Consider the following 26,944-nt stretch of genomic DNA (forward strand, 5'->3'; position numbering starts at 1 on the left):
TTACTATATATATATATATATATATATATATATATATATATATATTCAATGCTTATTGTACCGTGTTTTTAGACTATGTATTATAAAAATTTAATATAAATAAAAAACAGATCTTACCTTTTGCTTCGGAAAAATCTGTCATTATTTTATTTTAAATGGTAGATTGCCTGTCCTTACATTTTATAGACAGCGGATTGATGAAAGCTTATTATTGGGTAAAGAGTTTCTTCCAAAAAACTCCAACCACGGCTTGCGAATCCTATCTTTGCTGCTTTCTCTGTATTTTTAGGCTTTATTAATGATGGTCTTTCAATAGTGACTCAAATTCAGTGACAGTCATCCCCAACTGCTGACTGGCAATCTCAGGTGTCAGGATACCTTGACGAACCATATCTAGGAAGGCAAAAAGTCTCCCTTCTTCCCTTCCTTCAACTTTACCTCGCTCCAGTCCCTGTTCTAAACCTTTTTCAAGACCCTCAGCTCGCCCACGTTCTAATCCTTTTTCTTCAGCTTGTTCCAAGGCATAGTCCTGTGCTAACAAGGCTTGTTCTTCACGCATACGTAGTTGACTAAACATCTTCCTGTCCTCCTCGGACCAGCTCTTATAGTCCAGCAGTTGGTCTGCCTGACTGATGGCTCGCTCAGGTTCTTGGGTAAAGGGTTTATTACCGAAAAACTCCAACCATGGCTTGCGAACCTCGTCTTTGCTGGTTTCTCTGTATTTTTTTAGTTCCAAGAATGCCATCTTGACTAGATGGTTTTCTTGACCATTATTGGTGATAGTTAAAACCTCACCTGTCGTGTCCTCTCGCATACTAAAGCTATGAAAAGCCAAATCATCTTGGAAGTAATTGCTGTCCACAATTGCGATAGCGTATACTGGTGCGATATGCTTGTAACTCTGGTGTGTATTGCCTTCTTGCTGGCGAATTTTTTCTAGATTTTGATTAACCTGACTACACAGATAAACCCACAAACGATTGATGAAAAAATTCTGATGATGGACTTGTATTTCGATAATAACCTGAGTACCGTTATCCAATTCCGCCAAGACGTCTATACTTGTATAGAAATCCTGGGCCGAGTACGGCATGGAAGGTAAGACGTGAATGTTACTTCCCTCCAAAATAGTTACATTTTTTGCTGGTAAATCCAACATATCGCGGATAAATTGACAAGTGATTTCTGGATTGCTAAAAATCTTCTTAGCAACCAAGTCATTAGTTGGGCTAATGCCCGGATGTCTGAGAATCATCCATTTCCTCCTTTTATTATACCATAGTTTTAAATCTAACTTTACTAGATTCTATTGTTCTATCTATTTATTCGGAAAAAGTAGAAAGAATAGAGAAAATTAGGAGAAATTTCAAACTATATTATTTATCTGAAAGCGAAGGACGCCCACCATAGATATTATAAACCTGATAAAAAACAAAAGAGCTAGCCTAAGCTAACTCTTATCCCATGCGGAGAGAGGGACTTGAACCCTCACGACCTAAAGCGGTCACAGGATCCTTAGTCCTGCGCGTCTGCCAATTCCGCCATCCCCGCGTCGATTACTTTACTAGTATATCAACTTTTAGGATGCTTGTCAACACTTTTTTTCAAATTTTTTCATTTCATCAACCAAATTACTCAGAAATTTCATTTAGCTTTTCATCTACTAACTTAGCCCCGAGTGTATTTTTGAAATGACCTAGAGCAAATTGATGATTTTCAGGCCAGATGGAAGCAACGGCTGGTTTAACAATCTCGATGTCATATCCTAGATTATAAGCATCTATAGCTGTATGTAGGACACAGATATCCGTCAAGACACCTGTTAAGATAACTGTAGAAACGCGACGCTCTCTCAGACGGATATCCAAATCAGTCCCTGAAAATGCTGAGTAATGGCGTTTATCCATCCAAAAGACACGACTGTCTGAACCATGCTCTTGATAAAAGATCCCCAAATCTCCGTATAAATTGCGTCCACTAGTCCCAATCAAATTGTGAGGAGGAAATAATTTACTTTCTGGATGGAAACAATCGTTTTCTTCGTGAGCATCGATGGTAAAGAAGATATAGTCTCCACGTTCAAAAGCCAATCGAGTTACCTTGCTGATGGCATCTGAAATTGCCTGGGCTGGAGCACCTGCTGTCAATTTTCCACTATCAGCCACAAAATCTTCTGTATAATCAATCGAAATTAAAGCCTTAGTCATTAGTAATCTCTTTTCTTCACTTCTTCAAAAATATCTGTAATCAAGACCTTAAGATAGGTTCCCTTCATTCCAAGTGAGCGACTTTCAATAATCCCCGCAGACTCAAGTTTACGAAGGGCATTGACAATCACAGAACGGGTAATTCCGATACGGTCTGCAATAACAGACGCAGTTAACTGACCTTCATTTCCATTTAATTCCCCTAAAATTGCTGAAACAGCACGGAGTTCGGAGTAAGATAGGGTATTAACCGCCATGGTGACAGCAGTACGGCGACGGATATTTTTCTCATCTTCCTCACGCTGGAAGTTAAGAAGTTGAATTCCAACAACGGTACTCGCAATCTCAACAAGAATCAAGTCCTCGTCTTCGAATTTTTTATCATTGCGCCAAATAATTAAAGAACCAAGTCGAATCCCTGATACATGAATCGGTGCAATGGTCGTCAAACCATCTGGAAAGTCGGCACGACTTTCCACAGGGAAAATACTCAAATCATGATCAACTGTCAGATTGGCTTCTGTATCGTAAATCATGTTCGCACCTTGAATGTAGTCATCCGGGAAAATCTTAGTTTGGAAGAATTGCTCTACACGATCTGTATTGGTTTTGTAACGCATAAAATAACCAAGGAGACGTCCCTTGCTATTGACGATACAGGCGTTACAGTCAATAATATCTGCCAATTGACGGGTAATCGCATTGTATGGAAGTTCTTCCTGCAGCTGCTCCTCTGAGCGCTTCAGGATAGAAGTAATTTTTCTAGTTTTTTCTAATAAATGTGCCATTTTTCACCTCGAATTTAATCGCTATCATTATAACATAAACAGCTTGAATTTTCAATTATTATCTGAAAATTGCTTATTTAATTGCAATTTGAAAAAACAAGAATATTTTTAATTAAATTGCTTCTTTTCTATTGACAAACTCCCTATTTTTGTCTATCATAACATTACAAGAAGATAATATAGCTATTTTATATATCTTTCTTTTTCCATTCGGTCTCCTTATATAAAAAAGCGATTCATTTGAACCGCTTTTCTTATTTATCGCCCTTGTTTCGAATAACAAAGCCTGTTTTCTTTTCGCTTGAAGTAGTGCGTGGTTTTTTATTATCCTTACGGTAACGTTTTTCCTTATCAAAACGATCATTTCCACGACTTCCTTTTTTGAAATCATCACGACGACCATTGCCACGGCGATCACGGTCTCGACGGTCGTCCCCACGACGGCCTCCACGACCTCCCTTAACTTTACCACCGAATCCATTACCTGATGGTTTAAATGGCAGTGGTTTTTCACGTGCAATCTCCACTTCTGGAAGGCTATCCGGGTCTTGAACAGTCAGACTCAAGATATACATTGCCAATTCTTCTGGAGTAAATTCGGCAGCTAGCTTACGAGCATCCTTACCAAATTTCTCAAAGTTGGCACGGATAGTCTCATCTGCAAAATCACGTTCGATTTTCTTGAGAGCTACGTGTTTTTTTGCTTGGAAGGCTTCTTCTGCACTTGCAGGTTTGAGACCTTTCATGCGTTTCTTAGTCAAATTCTCAATGATTTGGAGGTAGCCCATTTCATTTGGTGATACGAAAGTAATCGACTGACCTGACTTACCAGCACGACCTGTACGACCGATACGGTGAACATAACTTTCAGGATCTTGTGGAATATCGTAGTTATAGACATGGGTCACACCTGAAATATCCAACCCACGCGCTGCAACGTCTGTCGCAACCAAAACATCAAGATTGCCATTTTTAAAGTCACGAAGGACACGAAGACGTTTGTTTTGGTCTAGGTCGCCATGAATTCCTTCTGCACGGAAGCCACGGATTTTTAAACCACGAGTCAATTCATCTACACGGCGTTTGGTACGACCAAATACAATAGCAAGTTCTGGTTGTTCTACATCCATAAGACGAGTCATGGTGTCAAATTTTTCTTGTTCTTTAACTCGGATATAGTATTGGTCAACCAATTCTGTTGTCAATTCCTTAGCCGCAATCTTCACATGCTCAGGTTCTTTCATAAACTGAACACCGATACGTTTGATGGCATCTGGCATAGTTGCTGAGAAAAGTAAGGTTTGACGACTTTCAGGGACACGAGAAATGATCGCTTCGATGTCTTCAAGGAAACCCATGTTGAGCATTTCATCCGCTTCATCAAGGATAAGCGTTTCAATATCTTGTAATTTCAAGGCCTTGCGTTTAATCAAGTCCAAGAGGCGACCAGGTGTTCCCACCACGATATGGGCACCAGATTTAAGAGCCTTAATTTGTTTTTCAATACTTGATCCGCCATATACTGAACGGACTTTGACTCCCTTACTACGACCAAAGCGGAAGAGTTCTTCTTGACTTTGGACAGCTAGTTCACGAGTTGGAGCGATAACCAAAGCTTGGATGGTCGCTTCTTCTGTACGGATTTTTTCAAGGGTAGGCAAGCCAAAGGCTGCAGTTTTTCCTGTACCAGTCTGAGCTTGACCGATCACATCCTTGCCTTCAAGGGCCAAAGGAATGGTTTGTTCTTGGATAGGACTGGCTTCTACAAAACCAGCTCTTTCAATCTCTGCTAGCAAATCAGCAGACAAGTTTAATTCATTAAATTTCACGTTATTCTTCTTTCTAAAGGTGGTGCGAAGCCACCCTATAGGGCTTAGTTTATACTTTTCTTTTTATGACGTATTTTCATATACTGGATACAAAATCGTGTTGCTTCTTTTCCACAAAAGAAAAGTACTGTTTCCTTTGCAACCTATCTAGTATAACACAAGAGAGAAGCAAAAGATAGTTAAATTCGTCGATAAAGTCATGTAAACGATTTTTCTAAGAAAACAAGGGCAAAATTTCCACTTTTTCATAAACTTTTTTAAAGCGTAGCAGAATTGTGCAAAAGTTTTTTTCTTGTGCTAGAATGAAATGCGAATAGGAGGAACTCTAAATGTTAACTTATGATTTAATCGTTATCGGATTTGGTAAAGCTGGTAAAACACTAGCAGGTAAATTGGCTTCAGCTGGCAAAAAAGTTGCCCTTGTTGAACGTAGTAAAGCTATGTATGGTGGAACTTGTATCAACATTGGTTGTATCCCAACTAAAACTTTGCTAGTTGCTGCTGAGAAAGACTTGTCTTTTGAAGAAGTGATTGCTACCAAAAACACGATCACTGGTCGCCTCAACGGTAAAAACTATGCGACTGTTGCTGGTACAGGCGTGGACATCTTTGATGCGGAAGCTCACTTCCTTTCAAATAAAGTCATCGAGATCCAAGCTGGTGATGAAAAGAAAGAACTGACTGCTGAAACAATCGTCATCAACACTGGTGCTGTTTCAAACATCTTGCCAATCCCTGGACTTGCTACAAGCAAAAACGTCTTTGACTCAACAGGTATCCAAAACTTGGACAAATTGCCTGAAAACCTTGGAGTCCTTGGTGGTGGAAATATCGGTCTTGAATTTGCCGGCCTTTACAACAAACTTGGAAGCAAGGTTACAGTTCTAGATGCCTTGGATACTTTCCTACCTCGTGCAGAACCTTCCATCGCAGCTCTTGCTAAACAATACATGGAAGAAGACGGTATTGAATTGCTTCAAAACATCCGTACTACTGAAATCAAAAACGACGGTGACCAAGTGCTTGTCGTAACTGAAAACGAAACTTACCGTTTCGATGCCCTTCTCTACGCAACTGGACGCAAACCAAATGTAGAACCACTTCAACTTGAAAATACAGATATTGAACTTACTGAACGTGGTGCTATTAAAGTAGACAAACATTGTCAAACAAACGTTCCTGGTGTCTTTGCAGTTGGAGATGTCAACGGTGGCCTTCAATTTACTTACATTTCACTTGATGACTTCCGTGTTGTTTACAGCTACCTTGCTGGAGATGGCAGCTACACACTTGAAGACCGTCTCAATGTACCAAACACCATGTTTATCACACCTGCACTTTCACAAGTTGGTTTGACTGAAAGCCAAGCGGCTGATTTGAAACTTCCATACTCCGTTAAGGAAATCCCTGTTGCAGCAATGCCTCGTGGTCACGTAAACGGAGACCTTCGCGGAGCCTTCAAAGCTGTGGTTAATACTGAAACAAAAGAAATTCTTGGAGCAAGCATCTTCTCAGAAGGTTCTCAAGAAATCATCAACATCATCACTGTTGCTATGGACAACAAGATTCCTTACACTTACTTCACAAAACAAATCTTCACTCACCCAACCTTGGCTGAGAACTTGAATGACTTGTTTGCGATTTAAGTTGAGATTTAATCGTATCGAACAGCCCTCTGAGGGCTGTTTTCATTTCTGCGAAATCTCATACTCTTCGAAAATCTCTTCAAACCACGTCAGCTTCACCTTGCCGTATATATATGTGACTGACTTCGTCAGTCTTATCTACAACCTCAAAACAGTGTTTTGAGCTGACTTCGTCAGTTCTATCTGCAACCTCAAAACAGTATTTTGAGCAACCTGCGGCTAGCTTCCTCGTTTGCTCTTTGATTTTCATTGAGTATCAAATCTGTCTTTTCCCTCTTTTATGATATAATAGAAACATGAACTTAAAAACTACTTTGGGCCTCCTAGCTGGGCGTTCTTCCCACTTCGTTTTAAGTCGTCTTGGCCGTGGAAGTACGCTCCCAGGAAAACTCGCCCTTCAATTTGATAAAGATATTTTACAAAACCTAGCTAAGAACTACGAGATTGTCGTGGTCACTGGAACCAACGGAAAAACCTTGACAACTGCCCTCACTGTCGGCATTTTAAAAGAGGTTTATGGTCAAGTTCTGACCAACCCAAGTGGTGCCAACATGATTACAGGGATCGCAACGACCTTCTTGACTGCCAAATCGTCTAAAACTGGTAAAAATATTGCCGTTCTCGAAATTGACGAAGCCAGTCTATCTCGTATCTGTGACTATATCCAGCCAAGTCTTTTTGTCATTACTAATATTTTCCGTGACCAGATGGACCGCTATGGTGAGATTTACACAACTTACAAGATGATTTTGGATGCTATTCGTAAGGTGCCTACTGCCACTGTTCTCCTTAATGGAGACAGTCCACTTTTCTACAAGCCAGCTATTCCAAATCCTGTACAGTATTTTGGTTTTGACTTGGAAAAAGGGCCAGCCCAACTAGCTCACTATAATACCGAAGGAATCCTCTGCCCTGACTGCCAAGGAATCCTCAAATATGAGCACAATACCTATGCAAACTTGGGTGCCTATATCTGTGAAGGTTGCGAATGTAAACGTCCTGAATTAGACTATCGCTTGACAGAATTGGTTGAGTTAACCAACAATCGATCTCGCTTTGTCATTGACGGCCAAGAATACGGTATTCAAATCGGTGGTCTCTACAATATCTACAACGCTCTAGCTGCTGTGGCCATCGCCCGTTTCCTCGGTGCAGATTCACAACTCATCAAGCAGGGATTTGATAAGAGCCGTGCTGTCTTTGGACGCCAAGAAACCTTCCATATCGGTGATAAAGAATGTACCCTTGTCCTCATTAAAAATCCAGTCGGTGCGACCCAAGCTATCGAAATGATCAAACTAGCACCTTATCCATTTAGTCTATCTGTCCTCCTTAATGCCAACTATGCTGATGGGATTGATACTAGCTGGATCTGGGATGCTGACTTTGAACAAATCACTGACATGGACATCCCTGAAATCAACGCTGGCGGTGTTCGTCATTCTGAAATCGCTCGTCGTCTACGAGTAACAGGCTACCCAGCTGATAAAATCACTGAAACAAGCAATCTGGAACAAGTTCTTAAGACCATTGAAAATCAAGACTGCAAGCATGCCTATATCCTGGCTACCTATACTGCTATGCTTGAATTCCGCGAACTGCTGGCTAGTCGTCAGATTGTTAGAAAGGAGATGAACTAATGGTTTATACTTCACTTTCCTCAAAAGCTGGCAATTACCCCTATCAGCTCAACATTGCCCACCTCTACGGAAACCTCATGAATACCTATGGGGACAATGGAAACATCCTCATGCTCAAGTATGTGGCTGAAAAACTGGGAGCCCATGTGACCGTTGACATCGTTTCACTTCATGATGATTTTGATGAAAATCACTACGACATCGCCTTTTTCGGTGGCGGTCAAGACTTTGAACAAAGTATCATTGCAGACGACCTACCTGCTAAAAAAGAGAGCATTGACAACTACATCCAAAACGACGGTGTGGTTCTAGCTATCTGCGGTGGTTTCCAACTATTGGGTCAATATTATATTGAAGCTTCAGGCAAACGCATAGAAGGACTAGGGGTCATGGGACATTATACGCTCAATCAGACCAACAACCGTTTTATCGGGGACATCAAGATTCACAATGAAGATTTCGATGAAACCTACTATGGATTTGAAAACCACCAAGGACGTACCTTCCTCTCAGATGACCAAAAACCGCTGGGACAGGTGGTCTATGGAAATGGAAATAACGAAGAAAAGGTCGGCGAAGGGGTTCATTATAAGAATGTCTTTGGTTCTTACTTCCACGGGCCTATCCTCTCTCGTAATGCCAATCTAGCTTATCGCCTAGTCACTACTGCCCTCAAGAAAAAATATGGTCAGGACATTCAACTCCCTGCCTATGAGGACATTCTCAGCCAAGAAATCGCTGAAGAATACAGCGACGTCAAAAGCAAGGCTGACTTTTCTTAAAACAAGGAAAACCATATCAAAGAGCTCCGTTATCTTGTCGGAGTTCTTTTTACCTATTCTTTTACCCTTCTCCCTTGCATTTTCTCTCTTTTTTTGCCAAAATAGAGGGGTAGAAAGAAGGTAGCATATGTCTAAATTACAACAAATCGTAACATATCTTGAAACTGAAAAACTAGACGTCGCTGTCGTATCTGACCCCGTCACAATCAATTACCTCACTGGCTTTTACAGTGATCCCCATGAACGCCAAATGTTCCTTTTTGTCCTAGCGGATCAAGAACCCCTCCTCTTTGTCCCAGCCCTTGAGGTTGAGCGTGCAAGCAACACCGTTTCCTTCCCAGTTGTGGGCTATGTAGATTCTGAAAATCCATGGCAAAAAATGAAACATGCTCTTCCACAACTTGACTTCAAACGTGTCGCTGTTGAGTTTGACAATCTTATCTTGACCAAATACCATGGCTTGAAGACAGTTTTTGAAACAGCCGAGTTTGAAAACCTCACACCTCGTATCCAACGCATGCGCCTCATCAAATCAGCTGACGAAGTGCAAAAAATGATGGTTGCAGGTCTCTATGCGGACAAGGCTGTTAAGGTTGGTTTTGATAATATTTCTCTTGATAAGACAGAGACAGATATCATCGCTCAAATTGACTTTGCTATGAAACGTGAAGGTTATGAAATGAGCTTTGATACCATGGTCTTGACTGGTGATAATGCTGCAAATCCGCACGGCATTCCAGCAGCAAACAAGGTTGAAAATAATGCTCTTCTCCTCTTTGACCTTGGTGTTCTAGTCAACGGCTATGCGTCAGATATGACTCGTACAGTCGCTGTCGGTAAACCTGACCAATTCAAGAAAGACATTTATAACTTGACTCTTGAAGCTCAACAAGCTGCTCTTGACTTTATCAAGCCAGGTGTGACTGCCCATGAAGTGGACCGTGCTGCCCGTGAGGTCATCGAAAAAGCTGGTTACGGTGAGTACTTCAACCACCGTCTTGGTCACGGCATCGGTATGGATGTCCACGAATTCCCATCTATCATGGAAGGAAACGACATGGTCATCGAAGAAGGCATGTGCTTCTCTGTTGAACCAGGTATCTATATCCCTGGTAAAGTCGGTGTCCGTATCGAAGACTGCGGTGTTGTTACCAAGGATGGCTTCGACCTCTTTACAAGCACCAGCAAAGACTTGCTTTATTTTGATTAAGATAGCAACAAACCCTAGTTAGACAGGAAGAATCACTTCTGTTTTATGACGTCCATTCTGAATGAAATTCTTCATTGTTCCCCTATGATTGGTTACAAGTCTCTCAATATTTTTAAGCCCCCATCCCTCTGTCTGACGTTCCTTTCGTATTACCAATTCATTCTCATCAAATGAATTCTCGATAGCAATAAAGAGTTTCTTCTGAAAATATCGTATTCCTAATATCAAGACCCTATCTTCTTTATTACTCAAGCGCATACAGGCTTCAAGACTATTGTCCAACAAATTACCAAGTAAAACCGCTAAAATATCTGGATTGATTTCTAATCGTTGAGGTACAAAACAATCAATTTCCAATTGTATGTCCTCTATCTTATCCTGTAATTTTTGATTGAGTAAAAAGTTAATTGTTGTATTCTTGGAATAACAGACAGTTTGGTTCTCTATACTATTTGTCATGCTTTGGAGATAAGACTTCGCTTGTTCAGGATCTTCTTTTAAAAGTGCAAGGAGGATTAAATGTTGATTTTTCAAATCGTGTTGAATCCTTTGAATCCTCCTATAATCTTTTTTAGATTGTTTCATTTCTCTCAGTTGAAAGGTCATCTGTTCCGTCTCTAGTATGCTTTGATAATACCTCTGTTGTTGCTGAGAAAGATATAGGGTGAAATAGAGAGAAGAGAACGTTAACACAATGAGGGCTAATACAGAAACAAAAGAAAGATAATCCTTCTCAAACACTTGCCCTTGAATCGCTGATACTGTAAAAGCAAAACAAATGGACAAAAATGGTACAATAAACTGGTATAACCAAGTCCCTTTAGAAACAGTATAAACTAACTTTTGATGTGCACGAAAAAGTTGTCGAAGAACCAGGGTCACTAGCAATGATAAAAGAAAAGCTACAGCGAGATAAAAAAGCATGGCTATTAGATTTTCTGAAATGACTGATAAAGGGGAAAATAGTTGCACTGCTTGATTGAGTATAGTACCAGCTAGTAAAGTTAGACTCATCTGACAAAAAATCCAAAACGAAGATTCTTGAACAGCATATCCAAAATAAAGACCTAAAAAATAATACTCTGCGATACTGAGAATAAGATTCCCTACTAAGAAAAGATTAGCTCCTGAAAATAATATCGTCAACAAGGCATGGAAAAATAAAAGGAGAGAAGTAAAGATACAAATTCTCCTAGACTTTTCTTTTTGGGACAGAGGTCTATAAAAGAAAATAATTCCCAAAAATAAATCAAACAGAATACTCACAATCCGCAAACTGACTAACATTAAAAATTCCTCTCACTCAGATAATAATAATACTTTTCTCTAAAAGACGTTTGAAATTTTCGGCTAATTGGAAGGTGATTTTCATCCATTCCATTTAAAATTGTGACTATTTGCGAATCAAACTCTGTCACATATCTAGGATTGATAATATAGGAAGAATGAATTTGAATAAAGTAATCAGGTAATTTCTCTAAAATATCTTTCGTTTTAAGCAAAGCTTTGTAAGTCTGATCTTTAGTGTAAATAAAGACAGCACGCTTATCCTTTTCAAAAAATACAATGTCATTTAAAGGCAGTGAATATTGCTGCTTTCCAAAAGTAAACGTAAATACAGCTTGCCCTAAATTCAAAAAACGTACCACTCTATCCAGAGTTTTATATAATTTTTTAGAAGTCACTGGTTTAAGTAAATAATCAAAAGTCTGCACTTCAAAAACCTGCTCCATATAATCTCGATAACTGGTAACAAAGATAATCGGGATAAAAGGGTTTACCTTACGGATTTTTTGTGCCATATCAATTCCTGTTATCTGTGGCATCTCGATATCCAAAAAAACACAACTGTACTTCTCTGTCAATTGTTCTAATAGTTTTTGGGGATTCGTATAAACACTCGTTTCTATTTTGATGTCCTTATAAGATAAGAGTAAGTTTTCTAGCTGACTACCATCCCTATTAGAATCATCACAAATCGCAATTTTTAACATCAAATTCCTCACTACAAGCATGATTTTGCCAATTATAACGTCAAATACGTCAATTATGACATGCTGATAAAAAAATCGTTAATTTATTATACAATATTCTTATCAAATATGAAAGGAGTTACAAAAATGAAAAATATTCAAGTGCGTAAAGTTATTGCTAAAACTGATATTAGCTGGGGTGTTTTCTAAATTTTGGGCACCTCTAAAAACTACCGGTTTTCTATGTTTAGTAACCAGAAAAGGTTGAAAAATTAGCATTTTAAAATTGAGTTTTTAGAGGAGTTCTTTTCTATTTATTCCTACTGTTGGAATTGAGTAGATAGGTTCACCATTTTCTTTCTACTTATTTCCATTTGTAATAGGAACTGGGAGTTGCAAGACGAGGATATATGATTTATAATCACCTCGTCTTCCTTTTTAATAAAATAGTGAGGTTAAAATGAAATTCTATCATCCAAGAATAAAAGAAATATATCCTGTTTATAAACTTCATAAAAATTTATTTAGGATTGGGCTACAAATTGGTATAACCACAGAAATTAAGGATGATAATAATAAAATGTGGAATTTAGTCAATATTTTGGACGGACGTCCTTTTCAAGATATTCTCAATATCATGCTAACAAAATATGATGATTTAACTGAAGAAGACATCACAGGCGCTCTTGAACTCTTAGATAATGAGGGGGTTCTCGAAGAAGCGGGCGAAATTCAGGATATTAAAGAACGTTATCATTCAAATATATATTATTTCAGTCGCTATTTAAATAGCTTCCAAGATAGTATTGCAACACAGAAAAAAATTCATCAGTCTACTATCCTTTTACTAGGTCTTGGTGGTGGGGGTTCTAACATACTGACATTACTAGCAGGCTTGGGACCTAAAAAGATAAAAATAGTGGATTTTGACATTGTTGAGCAAAGTAATCTAGGAAGACAATTTCTATACAAGGAAGATGATATTGGCTTATCTAAAGTTCAAATTGCCCATAGAGAAGTTACAAAAATGAATTCCGATATTGAAGTAGAAACCCATAATATACGTATCACCTCTGTAAGTGACTTGATTCCTTTACTTGATGATGTTGATATTACGATATGTGTGATTGATAAACCTCAATATGATATTCAACGTATCGTAAATAAAGCAATCGTTACAAAAAATATTCCCTGTATATTTGGCGCCAGTCAAGTTAGTCGTGGTCGTGTCTATTCAGTTATCCCTTACCAAACAGGCTGTTTTGATTGTTTAAATATTCATTATACAAAAATTGACACTCTATTCCTTGAACAATTCCACGGTGTTCGTACGATTACAAAAACAATCCCTACAATAGCCTATGGTCCAGCAATATTTCAACTGACTTCTGCCATTGTTGATGAAACTATCCGATTATTAACTCAATATACGGAACCAATTAGCCTTAACCATCAATACGAAATCAATTATGAAAACGGAGCCTCATTCACACACGATTCTTGGGGACGCTATCTTGATGAATGTCCAACATGCGGCACAGGTAAAGAAGACGATTGGGAAATTTTTTCTAAGTACGGAGAATTAAAGTTATGACAACTGCAAAACTCGTAATTGATAATTTGACTAAATCTTTTGATGGTCAGCACTTAGCCAATAATCATATTTCCTTAGAAATATCACCAGCAAAAATCACGGCTTTTTTGGGACACAATGGAGCTGGAAAATCTACTCTATTGAATCAAATGATTGGTTTTACTAAACCTGACCAAGGAGATATTTTGTATGGTGATATTTCTTTTATATACAATCGTAAACAAGCACGCACCTTAATTAGTTATATGTCTCAACAATATGCCCCACTCGACAAATTAACCGTAGAACAAAATTTAGAAATACTTGGAAAAATGCGAGGATTGAGTTCCCAAGAACTAGAAAAAGCAATCAGCCAGCTTCTCACTGATTTAGAAATTGAAGACTATCGTTACAAAAAAGGTAAGGATCTTTCGGGCGGTCTCAAAAGACTAACTTCCTTCGCTATGACACTAATCGGTAGCTCAGACATCATTCTTCTTGACGAACCAACAAATGATGTTGACCCCATTCGTCGTGAAAAGCAATGGCAATTATTGCAAAAGTTAGCTAGCAAGGGGCATACCATTATTATCGTTACTCATAATCTTCTGGAGGTTGAAAAATATGCAGATAATTACGCCCTCTTTAATAATGGTAAATTGCTTAAATCAGGAAAGGTTAAGCAAATCATCCATGACAAACTGTATCAGATAAGCTTTGATTTTAAGACTAAAAGTATATTAGACAAAATAGAAGATTATACAATTATCAATGGTGTTAGTTGTCAATTAGAGATTGAGGAAAGAAGTCTAGCTCCATTGATAGCACAACTGACAGAAGAACTTGGTCAAAAAACAATTTCCAATCTCTCTCTTCATCAAAAAACATTGACTATTTCTGACCTTTATAGAGAGGAGCTAACCAACTAATATGACTCAATTTTTTTACTTACTTCATTGGAACTACTTGCGCCAAAAAGAGCTTTTCATCCTTTTTACACTAGCACAGCTCCTCTTATCCATTTCTCTTCTTTTTGGCTACCCTCTAGTTATTGGCGATATCGATTCGACTACTGCCTACTATCTTTCGTCTGGTTCTGTTTTAATTGGAATTATCTCCATGGGTTGTACAATTTCCTCCCCTGTTATAGCAAATGATAAGTTGGAAGGGCATTTTGATTATATTCGTGCCTTACCCATCCCTAGGATATTCATTTCTCTCGCTGACTTGTGGATGTGGTTAATTGCCATTTTGCCGGGAGTTTTTATTTCTATTCTACTTGGGTATGTCCGTTTTTCTGTTCGTCTCCATCCATCTTTTCTTGGTGTTTTTATTGTGCTTCTGATTTGTCTTACTATGATTAGTCTGGGATTTGCTATAGCCTACACCTTTTCTCCAAATACAGTAACCCTTATGTCGCAGCTAATTCTTATGATTGGACTCATGTTCTCACCACTCATGTATCCAGCAGATCGACTACCTGAGTGGGTAAACCATCTTTACCGTGCCCTCCCTTTCGTCCCTTCCTCAAATCTTCTGCGAGCCAGCCTTTACGACTACGGAAATGTTTCCCTATTGGACATGAGTATTCTCATTCTTTGGATTATGTTAACACAGTTAATTATTTTAAGAACTCTTCATAAAGAAAAATGATTGCCCCTAAAGCTTTTCTTATAGACTAAGCCAATAAAAAGAACCTTCATGAATATTCGAAAAACTAAACAAGAAGATATTCCTAAATTACTCGATTTATTACAACAAATCCTTACGGTTCACCACCAAGCACAACCTGATATTTTTAAGAAAAACGGATCTAAATATAGTGCTTCTGACTTGCAAAACATACTCTCTCAATAACACATACCAATTTTTGTTTTTGAAAATGAAAAGGGGCAAGTTCTTGGACATCTATTTTGTACCATAAAAGATAAAACTGATAACCCTGTTCTCCAAGAAATCAAAACCCTTTTTATAGAAGACTTATGTGTGGATCAAAATGCTCGTGGTCAAAAAATTGGTGATCAACTCTATCAATTTGCTCTCAATTATGCTAAAGAAATCGGTTGCCACAATCTAACTTTAAGTGTCTGGAATGATAACGAGGGTGCTCTCCGCTTTTATCAAAGACAAGGGATGAAACCACAAGAAACAACAATGGAAATGATAATTGATTAAGAAATAATCTATAAAAAGATGCTGGGAAAAATTCAATTTTACTAGAAAATGAGGGAAATCTTCCCACAATAAAACGCATAGTATCAAGCTTTCAACACCTGATACTATGCGTTTTTCTTATTCGAAAGACTTTTTACTCAGCCTCTTTATACTTGCAAACCAGGAAGCTAGCCGCAGGTTGCTCAAAACAATGTTTTGAGGTTGCAGATGGAAGCTGACGTGGTTTGAAGAGATTTTCGAAGAGTATTACTTAATCTTCTTGATACTTTGACTAAGGATAAATCCTATAATCATCCCTACTATATTTTGCATGAAATTTGGTAGAATTTCTGGTAGGGCTGCTGCCCAGCCATTCATCAATGTAGAACCCAAGGCGTAACCCCCTACCATGGCAATCGTTGCTAAGATAAGGCCTAGCCACTGAGTTTTGCCTTTAAATCCTGCGAAAAATCCCTGCAAGCCATGGTTGACCAAGCTAAAGAACATCCACTGAGGATAGCCTGATAAGAGGTCAATCAAGAAACCTGCTAGTCCTCCGACTACAGCCCCTTCGCGACTACCAAAGTAAAAGGCCGTAAAGAAGATACCCGCATCTAAAAGAGTTAAAATGCCTGTCGGTGTTGGGATTTTTAGGAAATAACCTAGAACCACAGAGAGGGCGGTTAATAGGGATACAAGGGCGATTTTAGTTGTTTTGGTTTGCTTCATATTGTCTTACTCCATACTGATCTGCTTGTGCAATAGAACGATAAACGAAAGCCTTAGAGCTTTCTACTGCTGATAAAAGTTCATCACCTTTAAGCAAGTGACTGGCAATGCTGGAGGCAAAGGTACAACCTGCACCAGCATTTTGCCCTTGGATAACAGGATTTTCTAGGATAGTAAAGGTCTGTCCATCATAAAAGACATCTACAGCCTTGTCCTGACTAAGGCGATTGCCTCCCTTGATAATGACTGCTGGCGCTCCTAAGGCATGCAATTTCTGTGCTGCAGCCTTCATGTCTTCCAAGGTTTTAATTTCCTGACCTGCCAATAATTCTGCTTCAGGAAGATTAGGCGTAATCACACTGACATGAGGGAAAAAGCGAATCAGCTCTTGGCAGAGTTGGCTGACTGCTACGTCGTGCGTTTCCTTACAGACCAAGACAGGATCCAATACCACAGGCACTCTTGGACGCTGCTTGATAAAGTCCAATGCCTTCTCAGCCACACTGACAGTTGGTAGAAGACCAATCTTAATCCCTGCAAATTCCACATCACGCAAGCTATCTAATTCATGTTGAAAAATGGTATCGTCAGTTGGAAAGACTTCAAATCCTTTTTCTGTCAAGGCTGTCAAGCAAGTCACTGCTACAAAACCATGCAAGCCGTTCAAGGTATAAGTAGCCAAATCCGCGGACAAACCACCACCACTAAAAATATCATTTCCTGAAAGTGCTAAAATACGATTATTCTTCATAACGAATCTCCTTTAAATACAAACCATTAGGTGCTGCAGTGGGACCTGCAAGTTGCCTGTCCTTCTTCTCCAAGATGAGGTCAATCTGCTCTACTGGCATGCGATTATTTCCGATTTTGAGAAGAGTCCCCACCATATTACGAATCTGCTTATACAAGAAACCATTTCCTGAAAATGTAAAGGTCAAAAACTGACCTGTCTCATCCACCTTGAGACTAGCTTCTGTGATGGTGCGAACCTTATCCTCCACACTGGTTCCAGAGGCTGTAAAGCCTGTGAAATCGTGGGTTCCCTCTAGCTTTTTGATTGCAATCTGCATGCGTTCCACATCGAGTGGATAGGGAAAGTGGGTGGCATAATAACGACTCATAGGATTTTTGGGACGTCCTCTATCCACAATAAACTCATAGGTTTTGCTATGTTTTGCATAACGGCAATGAAAATCATCTGCTACAAGCTCAATCGAAATCACATCAATATCTTCAGGGGACTGGGTGTCCAAAGCAAAACGGAGCTTTTCCTCATCCATCTGATATGGCAGGTCAAAATGAAGCACCTGTCCCAAAGCATGAACCCCACTATCTGTCCTACCAGCACCGTGAACAGTAATCGCCTGCCCTTTATTTAACCTGGTCAAGGTTTTTTCAATTTCTTCCTGAACGCTACGCGCATGGGGCTGGCGCTGAAAGCCAGCAAAGGCATAACCATCATAGGAAATAGTTGCTTTGTATCTTGTCATAACTTTTATTGTATCAAGAAATTAGTCTGGAGACAAGGTCCTAAAATAAACATTGTCTGGGTACAAAAATCTTAAAAAGAAAAACTTAGGAAAGCAATCCTAAGCTCTCTTTTGAAGTAGGTACATGACAAAGATAGAGGTTACAATCAACCACCCTCCTAAGATACTAAAGACCAACATGCCATTGTGAGTTAGTAACCCTATTGCACCTAGAACAAATGGGGTCGTAAAAGCTCCGAAACTACAGCCTAAAACCGCAAATGAGGTTGCTTGATTGAGGAGTTTAGCTGGAATTCGTTCAGAGACAAGTTGAAAGACCGTCGTCAAGGCTACACTGTAGGCAAAACCAGCCAAAATGCTTCCTGCCACTACCACCCACAAGGATGGAGACAAGGCAATCACAATTTGCCCTAAGCCAAAGGTAATACCAGACCAGAGGAGCAGTTTCTCTTTAAAGATAGAAATCAAGAAAGAGAAACTCACACCAGCCACAATCCCGATCAACTGCATGACACTAAGAACAAAACTAGATAACTGGGCATCTCCAAGCCCTCTTTCCACCATTAAACTTGGAATACGGATGGTAATAGCCGTATTGGTACAAACTACAACTGCCGCTTCGATAGCTAGGATAAAAATCAAGCCTTTCATTTCTCGAGTTAAGCGACTTGCTTCCTTCGCTTTTTTCTTGACTTCTTTCTTTTCTTTTCCATAAGGGACAAAGAGCAGATAAAGGGTCAGCACCAAAAATCCAGCACTATAGGCTAAGAAAGTAGCTGTCCAACCAAAGGTCAACAACTGGCCGACTGCCAAGGTAATGAGAGAAGCACCAACGACCTCTGCAGAACCGCGTAACCCTAACATCTGAATTCTCGTTTTCCCTTGATAACGTTCACTGATAATGGAAATGGCCTTGGCATTGATCATTCCAACACCCAAACCAAAAAGAATCCGTGTTCCAAAGACAAAGGGATAGGCTTGATACCAGAAAGGAGCCGTTCCACTCAGTGATAAAATTAACAAGCCCAAACTAATCTGTAAGCGCTCAGGAAATATTTTTTCTAAGAAACCATTTAGTAGTAACATAATCATGATCCCAAAGGATGGCAAGCTCGCTAAGAGCTCAATTTGTTCCTTAGGATAACCTTGATAATAGTCAAACATGGCTGGCAGGGCACTCGAGATGGAAAAGGATGTAATCAAAACGAGGGAGAGAGCCAAAATACTGGCCCGTTCTAAAAATTGTTTCATGAAATCTCTTTCTATATTTTCTCTTAATCTTCTGTCTCTTTTGATAGTTATCAAACAAGCAAGAAAAGAAGAAGCCTCTTTAGTGTGCAGACTCCTTCTTAAACTCGAAAATGAATCCCTTATGTCTTATACTCAATGAAAATCAAAGAGCAAACTAGGAAGCTAGCCGCAAGTTGCTCAAAGCACTGCTTTGAGGTTGTAGATAGAACTGACGAAGTCAGCTCAAAACATGTTTTTGAGGTTGTGGATGAAACTGACGTGGTTTGAAGAGATTTTCGAAGAGTCTTAGGATGACTTTCTCTTGATTTGCTTAATAAAGTAGAAGATAAATCCTGCCACCATATAGGCAACAAAGATAATCAGACACCACTTGAACACGACATCCCAACCCTTGTTCACATTCAAAAAGAAGTAAGGAAAGGGGCTGACCTTAGAATTAGGAATGTCTAGTTTCAGTACCAAGCCATTAAAAAGAGCAAAAATCATATACAGCAAGGGTAAAATCGTCCACACAATTGGATCCCAAATCTTGTATTGACCCTGTTTATCAAAAAAGAGGGTATCTGCTAAAAACCAGAGGGGAACGATATAGTGGCAAAGGAAATTTTCTAGAGTATAGAAATTAGTTGCAATGGGCGCTAAGAGAAAATGGTAAATCACACAGGTAATCATGATACTCATGGTGACCCCACCTTTTAAGCGCAAGAGACTTGGTCTTTGCCAGTTTTCACCTAAACGGCTCATAACCTTTAGGAGATAGAGCGTAAAAATCGCTACTAAGAGGTTAGACAGAACCGTATAATAGAGAAGCATCCCAAATCCACCATGCTTGGCGATTTCAAGATAAACTCCCGTAAAAGCCGCTAGAAACAAGAAGATACGGCTATAAAATACAAATTTATAGTTCTTTGACATGTTTAAATTTTCTTCACAAACTCTGATTTGAGTTTCATGGCACCAAAACCATCAATCTTACAGTCGATATTGTGGTCGCCTTCTACGATACGGATATTTTTCACGCGCGTCCCTTGTTTCAAATCTTTTGGCGCACCTTTTACTTTCAAATCCTTGATGAGGGTTACTGTATCACCATCAGCCAATTTATTTCCGTTGGCATCGATAGCAACAAGGCCCTCTTCTACATCTGCAACTTCAGCAGGATTCCACTCATGAGCACACTCTGGGCAAACCAGTAGGGCACCGTCTTCGTAGACATACTCTGAGTTACATTTTTGGCAATTTGGTAAGTTGTTCATGGTTTCTCCTTATCATCATTCACTATTCTTTGAAAATCAAAATTTCTCGAACAGCAACTATTATACCCTAAAATCAGCATTTTGACAAATCTAGAAAAAACCGATATCCATCTATCGGCTTTTCTACATTTACATTCTTTTTTCAGCTTCTGCTTTAATTTTTTCAACTACTTCTTGAATATTCAAACCAGTTGTATCAAGGTAGACAGCATCCTCTGCTTGTTTGAGAGGCGAAGTCTCACGATGACTATCCTTGTAGTCACGCGCAGCAATTTCCTCTTTTAGGGTTTCAAGGTCTGTTTCAATTCCCTTGGCAATATTTTCCTTGTAACGACGCTCTGCTCTCTCATCGACAGAAGCTACTAGGAAAATTTTCAATTCTGCTTGTGGCAATACAACAGTTCCAATATCACGACCGTCCATGACAATCCCACCTTGCTGGGCGATCTCCTGCTGGAGAGAAACTAGTTTCTCACGTACTTGAGGAATTGCTGCAATAGCAGAGACATGATTGGTCACTTCATTCTCACGGATAGGATGAGTAATATCTACATCTCCTACAAAGACAAGCTGCTCTCCAATTTCTGAGCGTCCAAAACTGATTGGAAGCTGGTCCAATAAGTCTAAGAGTTCTTCAACTTGTTCAACTCCTAATTGGTTCTTGAGAGCCATGTAGGTCGCTGCACGATACATGGCACCTGTATCTAGATAGGTGTATCCAAAATCCTTGGCAATAATTTTTGCGACCGTACTCTTACCACTTGAAGCAGGACCGTCAATAGCAATTTGAATGGTTTTCATATCAACTCCTATTTGATTTTAACAACATCACCTGGATTAGCAAACCAAGATCCTGTAGCCATGTGCCCAGGATTTAAGGCTTCTAACTGTGCAATCGAAATCCCCGCACGAGCTGCAATAGCTGCTTCTCCTTCTCCAGCCAAGACTTTTGTCGTCCCTTCTGGATCTGTTGAATGTTCTGAACTACTAGATGACTCTTCCTCACCCTCTGAACTAGAAGATGCCTGCTCTGAACTACTAGAAGATGAAATCTGTACTACATTTGCATCAGAATCGTGAAAATCTTTTAAGGCTGCCGTACGATTACTCCCACCCGATGACAGATAGATAAGAACAATAATCATCACGACTACAATCACAAAGAAAATACTTGCTAAAATAGTTAAGATACGATTAGCAATGACTCCTCCGCCTTGTTCTCTCTTACGACGTTGTATTCTTGTTTCTTCTTGATTTTCATAAATATCTTCTTGCCACGGTTCTTTTGCCATACCTTACTCCTTGTTTTTTTTGACTTTTCTTATTACAATATAAATATGAAAATCACACTTATACCTGAACGTTGCATTGCCTGTGGGCTTTGCCAAACTTATTCTGAATTATTTGACTATCACGATAATGGAATCGTGCGTTTTTACGATGACCCTGATCAACTAGAAAAAGAAATTTCTCCTAGCCAAGACGTCCTAGAAGCTGTTAGAAACTGTCCGACACGTGCCTTGATTAAAGATTAACTCTAATATCAATACGAACGTTCCACTCCTTCTAGTTTAGCATATTTCCATGTAAAATTATAGTCTTTTCACTTTATTTTTTTCTGTAAAATCAGGAAGGTCACTTTTTTCTTTAACGAGATAAAGTGGTCTTTTTTTAGTCTCTAGATAAATCTTACTGATATACTTGCCGAGAATCCCAATGGTCAAGAGTTGAATGCCTCCAAGAAAGAGAATAACAGCCATCAGAGAGGTCCAACCCGATGTCGGATTGCCCAAAATAAGGGTTCGAACCACAACAAAAAAGGTCATAAGCAGAGAAATAAAACAAGATAGGAGACCTGCCACAAAGGCTATAATCAAGGGAAAATCTGAAAAATTAACAATCCCTTCAATGGAGTAGAAAAAGAGTTGCCTAAAACTCCAACTGGTCTTGCCGGCCTGTCTTTCGACATTTGGATAGTCCAGATAGTAGGTTTTAAATCCGACCCAGGCAAAGAGCCCCTTTGAAAAACGATTGGACTCAGTCAAGCTTAAAATGGCATCCACTACGGATCTTCTCATCATGCGAAAATCACGGACACCTGACGGCAGGGCTACTGGACTAATTTTTTTCATGAGGCCATAAAAGAGATCAGCACAGAAACTGCGAAAGAATGGTTCCCCCTCCCGACTGGTTCTCCGTGTTCCAACACAGTCCAAATCTGCATTCTGGTCTAGTAAATTTTTCATCTCAAGCAAGATACTAGGAGGATCCTGGAGGTCTGCATCCATCACCACCACTAGGTCTCCTGTCGCATATTGTAAGCCTGCATAGAGGGCTGCTTCTTTGCCAAAATTTCGCGAGAAAGAAATATAATGAACTGCCGGATTTTGCTCCCGATAGGCCTTTAAGAGTTCCAAGGTCCCATCGCTTGAGCCATCATCGACAAAGACATACTCGATTTCTGTTTCCAAATCTGGAAGTAAAGTTTCCAAAGCCTGATAAAAAAGAGGAAGTACTTCCTCTTCGTTTAAACAGGGAACAATGATTGACATCACCATCTTAGTCTTCAAATCCATTTGGATGCTTGCTTTGCCAACGCCATGCGTCTTCACACATTTGGGTGATGCCGAGTTCTGCTTCCCAGCCGAGTTCTGCTTTGGCTTTTGCAGGTTCTGAATAGCAGGCTGCAATATCACCTGGGCGACGTTCTACGATGCGGTAAGGAATTGGGCGTCCCACTGCTTTTTCCATGTTTTGGATAATTTCAAGAACAGAATAACCTTTACCTGTTCCAAGGTTATAAACGTTTAGACCTGATCCTTTTTGGATTTTTTTCAGAGCTGCAACGTGACCTTTAGCCAAATCGACAACGTGGATATAGTCACGAACACCAGTTCCATCTTCCGTATCGTAATCGTCTCCAAACACTTGCACTTGCTCTAATTTCCCAACGGCTACTTGAGTCACATATGGCAAGAGATTGTTTGGAATACCGTTTGGATTTTCTCCCAAATCACCACTCTCATGGGCTCCAATTGGGTTAAAGTAACGAAGTAAGACCACATTCCATTCTGAGTCTGCCTTGTAAATATCCGTCAAAATTTCCTCAAGCATAAGCTTAGTGCGGCCGTATGGATTGGTCACTGAAAGTGGGAAATCTTCCAAGATTGGCACTGTATGAGGATCTCCATAAACTGTCGCAGAAGAACTGAAGATGATGTTTTTACAGTTGTTTTCTTCCATGGCTTTCAAAAGACTAACAGTCCCAGCGATATTGTTGTCATAGTAGGCAAGAGGAATACGAGTAGATTCACCGACAGCCTTCAAACCAGCAAAGTGAATAACACCAGTCGGTTCTTCCTGTTTGAAAATGTCTCTGAGGGTATCTGTATCACGAATATCTGCCTCATAGAAAGGCACTTCAACTCCTGTGATTCTTTCAACAACTTCTAAACTTTTACGGTTACTATTAACAAGGTTATCCACCACAACAACCTGATGACCTGCTTGGATTAACTCAATAACTGTGTGGGTTCCGATAAAACCCGCTCCACCCGTTACCAAAATCTTTTCTTGCATCTTCTTTCCTCGATTCTCGGATTATTTTTTCTTATTTTACCATTTTTGATAGGGAATGTCATTTGCCATCCTAGAGGGTAGGATAAAATTTCAGTAAAATGCTTATACTCTTCGAAAATCTCTTCAAACCACGTCAACGTCGCCTTGCCATATATATGTTACTGACTTCGTCAGTTCTATCCACAACCTCAAAACAGTGTTTTGAGCAGCCTGCAGCTAGTTTCCTAGTTTGTTCTTTAATTTTCATTGAGTATTATTCGCTTTTTACTCGTTTGACATAGTTTTCAATTGGGTAGTTTTCAGGGTCCAAGGTCAACTCCTTGCCTTGAACCAGTTGAGCTAGATGGTAGCCAATGATAGGACCTGTTGTGAGGCCTGATGAACCTAGTCCACTAGCCGCATAGACACCTGACAATTCTGGAACCTGCCCAAAGAAAGGAGAGAAATCACGGGTGTAGGCGCGGATTCCTACACGCTCAGCTCTGGAAGTCGCTTTAGCCAAAGCTGGATAGTGAGGCAAGGCCTCCTCCTCCATTTGCTGGAGCAAGCCTTCATCTACCGTCAAATCAAATCCCATATCATTTTCATGGGTAGCTCCTAAGGACAATTTCCCACCTGCGAAAGGAATCAAATCCCACTCCCCTTCTGGCATAACAACAGGATAAGCTTCCATGTCTTGGGCAAGTTGATAATCTCGGAGCTGCCCCTTTTGGGGACGAACATCTACTTCATAACCTAAAGGTTCTAACAAATCCCCCAACCAAGCTCCCGTCGCTAAAATAACCTGATCAAACACCTTTTCACCAATCTGGTAACCTGATGATAGAGGCTTCAAACTCACTTTTTCTTTGACCAGCTTGACCTGACTGGCTTCTAGCAAACGAGTCACTAAGAGTTGGCCATCTACTCTCGCTCCACCAGAAGCATAGAGCAGGTGGTCAAATCCCTGCAAGCCAGGGAATAATTCATTAGCTGATGCTTGATCCAGGATGGCTAATTTCCCTATCAAGGGAGATTCTTCTCTGCGCTGGAGGGCCAGTTGATAGAGTTCTTCCAACTTGGACTCATCCTTTTTCAAGAGAAAAACTCCCGAACGCTGGTAAAAGTCGATTTCTTGTCCTGACTTTTCTAAATCAGCCAACAAATCCACATAAAAGTCAGCCCCCAAGCGCGCCATTTTGTACCAGGATTTATTTCGACGTTTGGAAAACCAAGGACTGATAATTCCTGCTGCGGCCTTGGTAGCCTGACCTTGTCCATGGTCAAAGACGGTCACCTCTAGGTCACTTTCTTGCGAGAGGTAGTAGGCAGCTGTTGCACCTACAATCCCTGCTCCGATAATAGCAACTTTTTTCATTGTCTTCACCTTCTAACTAGATATGGTGGAAAGGATTGGTCAATGCTTGACTAGGTACAATATCGATTGTCCAGTATTTTTCCTCTTTCCATTGATTAAGAAGCTCTGCGATTTTTTCCACAAAAAGCACTTCGATATAGTGACCTGGGTCCAAGGCTAGCAAGCCATCAGACAGCATATCCTGGGCAGTATGGTAGTAGATGTCACCAGTGATATAGACATCCGCTCCTTTAGCTAAAGCATCCTTATAGAAAGACTGCCCGCTTCCACCACAGATGGCCACTCTTGAAATAGACTTCTGCAAATCATTCTCTTGATAATGCACCAATCGAAGACTATCTAGGCCAAAGACTTGCTTGACATGCTGGGCAAAATCCCCAAATGTCTGAGGCTGAACATTCCCAATACGACCAATCCCACGTTTAGGGCCTGTTTCCTGCAGATAAGTCGTTTCCTCGATACCTAGCATCTGACAGAGCCAATCATTGAGGCCATTTTCAACGATGTCAATATTGGTATGGCTGACATACACTGCGATGTCATGCTTGATCAGGTCGATGTAAATCTGATTTTGTGGACGGCTAGCTACCAAATCCTTGATGGGACGGAAAATCGGCGCGTGCTTGACAATAATCAAATCCACACCTTTTTCAATAGCTTCAGCCACCGTTTCTTCACGAATATCGAGAGCCACCATGACACTTTGGATATCCTTGTCCAAAGTGCCAATTTGCAGACCACGACTGTCTCCCTCCATGGAAAATTCCTGAGGGCAAAAGGCCTCATACGCATTAATCACTTCACTTGCTAACATGGAGCACCTCCTTGATGGCTTGAATTTTATCTACTAGAACTTGACGTTCCTCCAGATTTTTTTCTGGAATTTGTCCGAGGGCGAACTCTAGCTTCTCAGCTTCTTTTTGCCATTTTTGGACAAAGACTGGGCTGACTTCTTTGGACAAAAAAGGACCAAAGCGAACATCACTGGCTGATAACTTCATTTGTCCTGCTTCCACCACCAAAATCTCATAGAATTTCCCAGACTCTTCTAGAATACTTTCTGCCACAATCTCAAATCCATGGTCTTGTAACCAGATGCGCAAGTCATCTTCACGATTATTGGGTTGGAGGATTAAACGTTGCACATTGCCAAGCTTCTCCAAGCCTTCTTCTAAAATCCTAGCAATCAAACGGCCGCCCATGCCAGCAATAGTAATGACCGATACCTGATCTGCCTCTTCAAAGGCTGCCAAGCCATTGGCTAAACGAACCTGGATTTTCTCCTTTAGGCCGTGAGCCTCAACATTTTTAACCGCAGATTGGTAGGGACCTTCCACAACCTCACCTGCAATGGCACTTTTGATTTGGCCTCTTTCGACCAAGTCGATAGGCAGATAAGCATGGTCACTCCCCACATCTAGTAAAATGGCTCCCTGTGACACAAAGGAAGCCACCAATTCTAATCTCTTTGAAATCATCT

At 40.1% G+C, this 26,944-nt stretch carries 27 protein-coding genes, 1 tRNA gene and 1 pseudogene; 9 read left to right on the forward strand and 20 right to left on the reverse strand.

Features of this window, described 5'->3' with window-relative positions; translation table 11 throughout:
- Positions 1-295 precede the first annotated feature (295 nt).
- From HMPREF0851_RS10265 to HMPREF0851_RS10285, 5 genes are all read right to left on the reverse strand, one after another.
- Complete coding sequence (locus HMPREF0851_RS10265; RefSeq protein ID WP_000603347.1) at positions 296-1,255, reverse strand: Rpn family recombination-promoting nuclease/putative transposase; 960 nt, start codon at positions 1,253-1,255, stop codon at positions 296-298.
- A 210-nt stretch (positions 1,256-1,465) separates the two neighbouring features.
- Positions 1,466-1,551, reverse strand: a tRNA-Leu gene (locus HMPREF0851_RS10270).
- An 80-nt stretch (positions 1,552-1,631) separates the two neighbouring features.
- Entirely contained in the window at positions 1,632-2,207 is a 576-nt protein-coding gene (locus HMPREF0851_RS10275) for a cysteine hydrolase family protein (RefSeq protein ID WP_000158720.1), read from the reverse strand.
- Complete coding sequence (gene codY, locus HMPREF0851_RS10280) at positions 2,207-2,995, reverse strand: GTP-sensing pleiotropic transcriptional regulator CodY (RefSeq protein WP_000940739.1); 789 nt, start codon at positions 2,993-2,995, stop codon at positions 2,207-2,209. The genes HMPREF0851_RS10275 and codY overlap by 1 nt, the downstream gene beginning before the upstream one ends.
- Positions 2,996-3,249: 254 nt before the next feature.
- Positions 3,250-4,824 (reverse strand): DEAD/DEAH box helicase, encoded by a 1,575-nt coding sequence (locus tag HMPREF0851_RS10285; RefSeq protein WP_000671136.1) that lies wholly within the window; start codon positions 4,822-4,824, stop codon positions 3,250-3,252.
- A gap of 329 nt (positions 4,825-5,153) precedes the next feature.
- Here HMPREF0851_RS10285 and HMPREF0851_RS10290 point away from each other — a divergent pair, with 329 nt between their 5' ends.
- The 4 genes from HMPREF0851_RS10290 (at position 5,154) to HMPREF0851_RS10310 (ending at position 10,102) form a co-directional block, all read left to right on the forward strand.
- Entirely contained in the window at positions 5,154-6,470 is a 1,317-nt protein-coding gene (locus tag HMPREF0851_RS10290; protein ID WP_000958920.1) for an FAD-containing oxidoreductase, read from the forward strand.
- 296 nt (positions 6,471-6,766) lie between these two features.
- The gene (gene murT, locus HMPREF0851_RS10300) at positions 6,767-8,110 is read left to right on the forward strand and encodes a lipid II isoglutaminyl synthase subunit MurT (RefSeq protein ID WP_001050239.1); all 1,344 of its coding nucleotides are present in this window, start codon (positions 6,767-6,769) and stop codon (positions 8,108-8,110) included.
- A complete protein-coding gene (gene gatD / locus HMPREF0851_RS10305; protein ID WP_000263159.1) occupies positions 8,110-8,892 on the forward strand; it encodes a lipid II isoglutaminyl synthase subunit GatD in 783 nt (260 codons plus the stop codon). Before murT ends, gatD begins: the two co-directional genes overlap by 1 nt.
- 127 nt (positions 8,893-9,019) lie before the next feature.
- On the forward strand, positions 9,020-10,102 hold the full coding sequence (locus HMPREF0851_RS10310; RefSeq protein ID WP_000040947.1) for a M24 family metallopeptidase: 1,083 nt from the start codon (positions 9,020-9,022) through the stop codon (positions 10,100-10,102).
- Between the two features lie 18 nt (positions 10,103-10,120).
- Here HMPREF0851_RS10310 and HMPREF0851_RS10315 read toward each other — a convergent pair whose 3' ends face one another.
- Positions 10,121-11,389, reverse strand: coding sequence for a GHKL domain-containing protein (locus HMPREF0851_RS10315; protein WP_000961369.1), 1,269 nt, complete (start codon positions 11,387-11,389; stop codon positions 10,121-10,123).
- A complete protein-coding gene (locus tag HMPREF0851_RS10320) occupies positions 11,389-12,096 on the reverse strand; it encodes a LytR/AlgR family response regulator transcription factor (protein WP_000912215.1) in 708 nt (235 codons plus the stop codon). The genes HMPREF0851_RS10315 and HMPREF0851_RS10320 overlap by 1 nt, the downstream gene beginning before the upstream one ends.
- 439 nt (positions 12,097-12,535) lie before the next feature.
- Here HMPREF0851_RS10320 and HMPREF0851_RS10325 point away from each other — a divergent pair, with 439 nt between their 5' ends.
- From HMPREF0851_RS10325 to HMPREF0851_RS10340, 4 genes and pseudogenes are all read left to right on the forward strand, one after another.
- Positions 12,536-13,669, forward strand: a complete 1,134-nt coding sequence (locus HMPREF0851_RS10325; RefSeq protein WP_000675234.1) for a ThiF family adenylyltransferase — start codon at positions 12,536-12,538, stop codon at positions 13,667-13,669.
- Entirely contained in the window at positions 13,666-14,577 is a 912-nt protein-coding gene (locus tag HMPREF0851_RS10330) for an ABC transporter ATP-binding protein (RefSeq protein WP_000205300.1), read from the forward strand. Before HMPREF0851_RS10325 ends, HMPREF0851_RS10330 begins: the two co-directional genes overlap by 4 nt.
- 1 nt (position 14,578) lies before the next feature.
- Positions 14,579-15,301 carry an ABC transporter permease gene (locus tag HMPREF0851_RS10335; protein WP_000191421.1) on the forward strand — a complete coding sequence of 241 codons (723 nt, stop codon included), beginning with the start codon at positions 14,579-14,581 and terminating at the stop codon, positions 15,299-15,301.
- A 48-nt stretch (positions 15,302-15,349) separates the two neighbouring features.
- Positions 15,350-15,823: pseudogene (locus HMPREF0851_RS10340) on the forward strand (GNAT family N-acetyltransferase).
- A gap of 246 nt (positions 15,824-16,069) precedes the next feature.
- On the opposite strand, the gene HMPREF0851_RS10345 reads toward HMPREF0851_RS10340, so the two are convergent.
- From HMPREF0851_RS10345 to HMPREF0851_RS10380, 8 genes are all read right to left on the reverse strand, one after another.
- Positions 16,070-16,531: an ECF transporter S component gene (locus HMPREF0851_RS10345; RefSeq protein WP_000814966.1), complete on the reverse strand. Its 462-nt coding sequence runs from the start codon at positions 16,529-16,531 to the stop codon at positions 16,070-16,072.
- The gene (locus HMPREF0851_RS10350; RefSeq protein ID WP_000794761.1) at positions 16,509-17,282 is read right to left on the reverse strand and encodes a bifunctional hydroxymethylpyrimidine kinase/phosphomethylpyrimidine kinase; all 774 of its coding nucleotides are present in this window, start codon (positions 17,280-17,282) and stop codon (positions 16,509-16,511) included. Before HMPREF0851_RS10350 ends, HMPREF0851_RS10345 begins: the two co-directional genes overlap by 23 nt.
- Positions 17,272-18,021, reverse strand: coding sequence for a tRNA pseudouridine(38-40) synthase TruA (truA, locus tag HMPREF0851_RS10355; protein WP_000199192.1), 750 nt, complete (start codon positions 18,019-18,021; stop codon positions 17,272-17,274). The genes HMPREF0851_RS10350 and truA overlap by 11 nt, the downstream gene beginning before the upstream one ends.
- Before the next feature lie 99 nt (positions 18,022-18,120).
- A complete protein-coding gene (locus tag HMPREF0851_RS10360) occupies positions 18,121-19,272 on the reverse strand; it encodes an MFS transporter (RefSeq protein ID WP_000808695.1) in 1,152 nt (383 codons plus the stop codon).
- Positions 19,273-19,557: 285 nt separating this feature from the next.
- On the reverse strand, positions 19,558-20,187 hold the full coding sequence (locus HMPREF0851_RS10365) for a Pr6Pr family membrane protein (RefSeq protein WP_000042388.1): 630 nt from the start codon (positions 20,185-20,187) through the stop codon (positions 19,558-19,560).
- Between the two features lie 2 nt (positions 20,188-20,189).
- The gene (locus HMPREF0851_RS10370) at positions 20,190-20,528 is read right to left on the reverse strand and encodes a zinc ribbon domain-containing protein YjdM (protein WP_001061604.1); all 339 of its coding nucleotides are present in this window, start codon (positions 20,526-20,528) and stop codon (positions 20,190-20,192) included.
- 129 nt (positions 20,529-20,657) lie between these two features.
- Positions 20,658-21,329, reverse strand: coding sequence for a (d)CMP kinase (gene cmk, locus HMPREF0851_RS10375; protein WP_000849402.1), 672 nt, complete (start codon positions 21,327-21,329; stop codon positions 20,658-20,660).
- An 8-nt stretch (positions 21,330-21,337) separates the two neighbouring features.
- Positions 21,338-21,820 (reverse strand): SAG1386/EF1546 family surface-associated protein, encoded by a 483-nt coding sequence (locus tag HMPREF0851_RS10380; RefSeq protein ID WP_001040917.1) that lies wholly within the window; start codon positions 21,818-21,820, stop codon positions 21,338-21,340.
- 45 nt (positions 21,821-21,865) lie between these two features.
- Between HMPREF0851_RS10380 and HMPREF0851_RS15785 the strand changes: the two genes are divergently transcribed.
- Entirely contained in the window at positions 21,866-22,063 is a 198-nt protein-coding gene (locus HMPREF0851_RS15785; protein ID WP_198004170.1) for a ferredoxin, read from the forward strand.
- Between the two features lie 57 nt (positions 22,064-22,120).
- Here HMPREF0851_RS15785 and HMPREF0851_RS10385 read toward each other — a convergent pair whose 3' ends face one another.
- From HMPREF0851_RS10385 to HMPREF0851_RS10410, 5 genes are all read right to left on the reverse strand, one after another.
- Positions 22,121-23,086: a glycosyltransferase family 2 protein gene (locus tag HMPREF0851_RS10385; protein ID WP_009014300.1), complete on the reverse strand. Its 966-nt coding sequence runs from the start codon at positions 23,084-23,086 to the stop codon at positions 22,121-22,123.
- 1 nt (position 23,087) lies between these two features.
- Positions 23,088-24,107, reverse strand: a complete 1,020-nt coding sequence (gene galE, locus HMPREF0851_RS10390; RefSeq protein ID WP_001156553.1) for a UDP-glucose 4-epimerase GalE — start codon at positions 24,105-24,107, stop codon at positions 23,088-23,090.
- Positions 24,108-24,360: 253 nt separating this feature from the next.
- Entirely contained in the window at positions 24,361-25,464 is a 1,104-nt protein-coding gene (locus tag HMPREF0851_RS10400) for an NAD(P)/FAD-dependent oxidoreductase (protein ID WP_000754646.1), read from the reverse strand.
- Positions 25,465-25,480: 16 nt separating this feature from the next.
- Positions 25,481-26,278 carry a Nif3-like dinuclear metal center hexameric protein gene (locus HMPREF0851_RS10405; RefSeq protein ID WP_000881152.1) on the reverse strand — a complete coding sequence of 266 codons (798 nt, stop codon included), beginning with the start codon at positions 26,276-26,278 and terminating at the stop codon, positions 25,481-25,483.
- Positions 26,265-26,942 (reverse strand): tRNA (adenine(22)-N(1))-methyltransferase, encoded by a 678-nt coding sequence (locus HMPREF0851_RS10410; protein WP_000624084.1) that lies wholly within the window; start codon positions 26,940-26,942, stop codon positions 26,265-26,267. The genes HMPREF0851_RS10405 and HMPREF0851_RS10410 overlap by 14 nt, the downstream gene beginning before the upstream one ends.
- Positions 26,943-26,944: the final 2 nt, after the last annotated feature.

The organism is Streptococcus sp. M334 (assembly GCF_000187745.1).
Classification (GTDB): Bacteria; Bacillota; Bacilli; order Lactobacillales; family Streptococcaceae; genus Streptococcus.